The following is a 3,496-nucleotide window of genomic DNA, read 5'->3' as shown; positions in this document are numbered from 1 at the left end:
CATCGAGCGCCAGGACGATACCTGGCGGGCAACCGTCGAGGAGAACGGCGCGCGCGTCGACGCGACCCTGCCCGAAAACGCGCTCACACCGTCCGACGGCGAAGTCGCGTTCGACTTCGGATACGAAAGCACCGGCTCCTCTCACCCAGACTCCGAAAGCTCGCAACAGCCGACCGCGCGCTTGGCCATGAGCTCCCCTTCCATCTCGCTCTCCGACACTCTTCCGGGCGGAAAGGCGCTCGACGACTGCCTCTTTGTCGTGGACGGATGGCTGGGCAACGCGCGCTACATGGACAAATGCTCGCGCGAGGTGTGGGGCTACGGCTACAACGACGACGGCACGCTTACGAGCGACGACTACCGTTACGCGTCCACGACGGTGACGCTGCGCAACCTTGAAGATACGGCCGTCCCCGTTTGGACGCCCGTGCTCTACGATTTCGCCCTGCGCAACGATGACGGAACGCTCGACATGGTGCGGACGGGTTACGATCTGGACTTCGAGGCAACGGGCGACACCGTGCCCTCCGACGACCCCCAGCACGTCGTCATCGCGCCGGGCGGCACAGTGCAGCTGACCGTGGTGCGCGTCCTGCCCACGTACGTCCTGGAGAGCGGAAACCTGGTGCTCGTGCCGACCGACGACGGCAGCCCGTTCTCCCAGGCCTTCTCCCTCGGCGGGCAGATCTAGCTGCCCCGCCGCTTCATCGCGGAGCCCCCGCAGACTCGGCCTGCGGGGGCTCCTTCGCTCCCCCCCCCTATTCGCGCACGAGCTTCCGGGCGCCGACGTACGTCACCGCGAAGTAGGCGCCGTACACCGCCAGGAACGCGCCGGCGCAGGCCAACGCCATCGACGTGATGTCGAGGTGCCCGAACACGGCCACGACGTCGGTGACCACCACGAGCGCGCACGCGGCGTGCGCGACGGCCAGCAGCAGCGGGAACAGGAAGTACACGAGCACCTGAACGAACAGCGCGCTGCTGATCATGCCCTCGGGAGCCCCCAGCTTTCGCAGCAGCCCGTAGCGCTGCGCGTTATCGGAAGCGTCGGACAGCTGCTGGATGGCGAGTATGGCCGCACAGGCGATGACCAGCACGAAGCCCAGGTAGATGGCCAGGTACGCCACAATGGTGGACAGGCTGATGCTCTGGTCGATCACCTCGGCGCGCGTCATGGACAGCGTGATCGGCCAGGTGTCGGGGTTGTCGGTGTCCGCCACGGCGTCCATCATCTCGCCGAACGCGGCCTCGTCCTCGTCGCTTGCGCACTGCACGTCGAGGACGGACTGGAGGATCGCCGATCCTGCCGGCACCGCCTCGTCGGGCACCACGAGCGTGCCCGTGTTCATCGGAAACGGCGTGGTCTGCAGGCTCTCGCCCCGGAATTCGGCCACGCGCAGGTCGCGCCCGCCCACGGACAGCACGGTGCCGCGATCCACCGCGTCGCGGTAGAACCCGCTCGTGATGTCGGAGTCGCTGAAAACCGCGCACTCCCCCGCGCCCAGCTCGAGCGCCGGTCGACCCGCCAGCTCGAGCGCGGCGTTCACCTGCGACAGCTTCGCCAGGTACACGGGGTACGCGCCGTAACCGCTGTTGACGGACGCGCCCGCGTAGTCGGACAGCTTGAGGCCGCTCGCGCGCTCCACGTCGTCCATCACGAGGCCGTCGGCCGGATCGACCAAAAAGTCGATCTGCGCCGTGCGGGACGCCGCCGCATCGAAGTCGCCCGCGCCCACGGCCGCCACGCTCGCGCGCAGCCCCGCGGCCATATCGTAGCCCTGCCGCTCGGCGAAGGCCCCGAATTCACCCAGTTCGGCAGGCTGATAGCCCGCCTCGGCGTTGTACGAGCCGAACGACGTGGACACGCTGGCGCTGTAGCCGGTGCTCTTGTCCAGCGAGCCGTCGATGGCGTTGCGGATGCCGATGCCGCCGCACACGCTGGTGATGGCCAGGAACAGCACGAGGCACACCACCGACAGCGACGCGAACGCGGTGTTCACCTTCGCGTTCAGCTGCCGCAGCGCGAACATGTTAAGCCCGCGCAGGTACAGCGGCTTGATCAGCTGTACCAGCTTCAACAGGAAGCCCGACAGCGCGTAGAAGAACAGCACCGTGCCTGCGCACACGAGCAACGTGGCCGCCGCGAATTCGGGCGAGGGCTCCATCAGCCCGTTGTCGATGAGCAGCTTGTACGACACGCCTATCAGCACGAGCGACGCCGCGAACAGCGCGAGCGACAGCGGCAAGCTGGTCAGCCGCATCTCCTCGTTCTTACGCTGCGCGTGCAGAAGGTCGATAAGCTTCGCCCGCGCCACCGTGCGCGCGTTCAACAGCGCGGCCGTCAGGAAGATGGCCGCGAACACGATGGCGGTCTTCGCCAACGCGTCGGCCGAGAACACGAACGCGAAGCCGCCCGCCTCGGCCACGTCGGCCTGGAACAGCGCGCTCGTCAGCTGCAAGAGAAGCTGCGACAGCCCGATGCCCACGACGAGCCCCGCCGCAAGCGAGGCCGCGCCCGCGATCAGCGATTCCAGCGCCACGATCTTCACCACGTCGCCCGTGCTCATGCCCAAGGCGAGGTACACCCCGAACTCGCGCTTGCGCCGCTTGATGAGGAAACTGTTCGCGTACACCACGAGGAACACGAGCACGAACGCAATGAACACCGACACGCCGCCGATGACCATGCCCAGCAGATCGAACATCTTGCTTTGCGTCTCGGAGAACGCGAGCACGCCCTGCTGGGCCGTCATGGAGTTGAACGCGTAGAACACCGCCACGCCCAGCATGACCGTGAGGAAGTAGATGCCGAAGTCCGCCAGCGACTTGCGCACGTTGCCGAGCGCGAGCCTAGCAAGCATGGCGCGTCACCTCGTCCGCGGCATCGTCCTCGCCCGCGCCGCCCATGCTGGAGACCACGTCCACGATGCGGCGGTAGAACGCCGAACGCTCCGTGCCGTTACGGCGCAGCTCGCCGTACAGGCCGCCATCCTTGATGAACACGATGCGGTTGCAGTAGCTGGCCGAGAACGAGTCGTGCGTGACCATGAGGATGGTGGATCCCCGCTCGTTGAGGTGCGCAAGCGATTCGAGCAGCTGGCGCGCCGATTTCGAATCGAGCGCGCCGGTGGGCTCGTCGGCCAGCACAAGATGCGGGCGGGTCACCGTGGCGCGCGCCGCGGCCACGCGCTGCTTCTGGCCGCCGGACATCTGGTAGGGGTACTTCTGCAGCACATCCTCGATGCCCAGCGTGCGCGCCGCCTCACGCACGCGCGGGTCGATCTCGCGCACGGGCGCCTTCTGGATGGTCAGCGCCAGCGCGATGTTCTCGTACGCCGTGAGCGTGTCCAGCAGGTTCGAGTCCTGGAAGATGAAGCCCAGGTCCTCGCGCCGGAACTTCGCCAGCTCCTTGCCAGCGAGCGCGGTCACGTCGCGCCCGCCGACGACGATGGTGCCGCTCGACGGCTTGTCGATGGTGGCCAGGCAGTTCAGTAGC

2 protein-coding genes and 1 pseudogene are annotated in these 3,496 nt (G+C 67.3%); 1 reads left to right on the top strand and 2 read right to left on the bottom strand.

The annotated features are described in order from the left end of the window. A pseudogene (locus ACMO6A_RS12750) lies at positions 1-691 on the top strand (hypothetical protein); the annotation flags it as partial. 67 nt (positions 692-758) lie between these two features. Here ACMO6A_RS12750 and ACMO6A_RS12745 read toward each other — a convergent pair. After that, positions 759-2,861: an FtsX-like permease family protein gene (locus tag ACMO6A_RS12745; RefSeq protein WP_009304202.1), complete on the bottom strand. Its 2,103-nt coding sequence runs from the start codon at positions 2,859-2,861 to the stop codon at positions 759-761. Then, a partial coding sequence (locus tag ACMO6A_RS12740; RefSeq protein ID WP_418471369.1) for an ABC transporter ATP-binding protein occupies positions 2,851-3,496 on the bottom strand: 646 nt, incomplete at its 5' end. The genes ACMO6A_RS12745 and ACMO6A_RS12740, both read right to left, overlap by 11 nt.

Origin of the sequence: Eggerthella sp. (genome assembly GCF_048329335.1) — a bacterium.
GTDB classification, from domain to species: domain Bacteria; phylum Actinomycetota; class Coriobacteriia; order Coriobacteriales; family Eggerthellaceae; genus Eggerthella; species Eggerthella lenta.
Note: the sequence above shows the minus strand (reverse complement) of the source record. Positions and strands in the feature narration are given on the sequence as shown.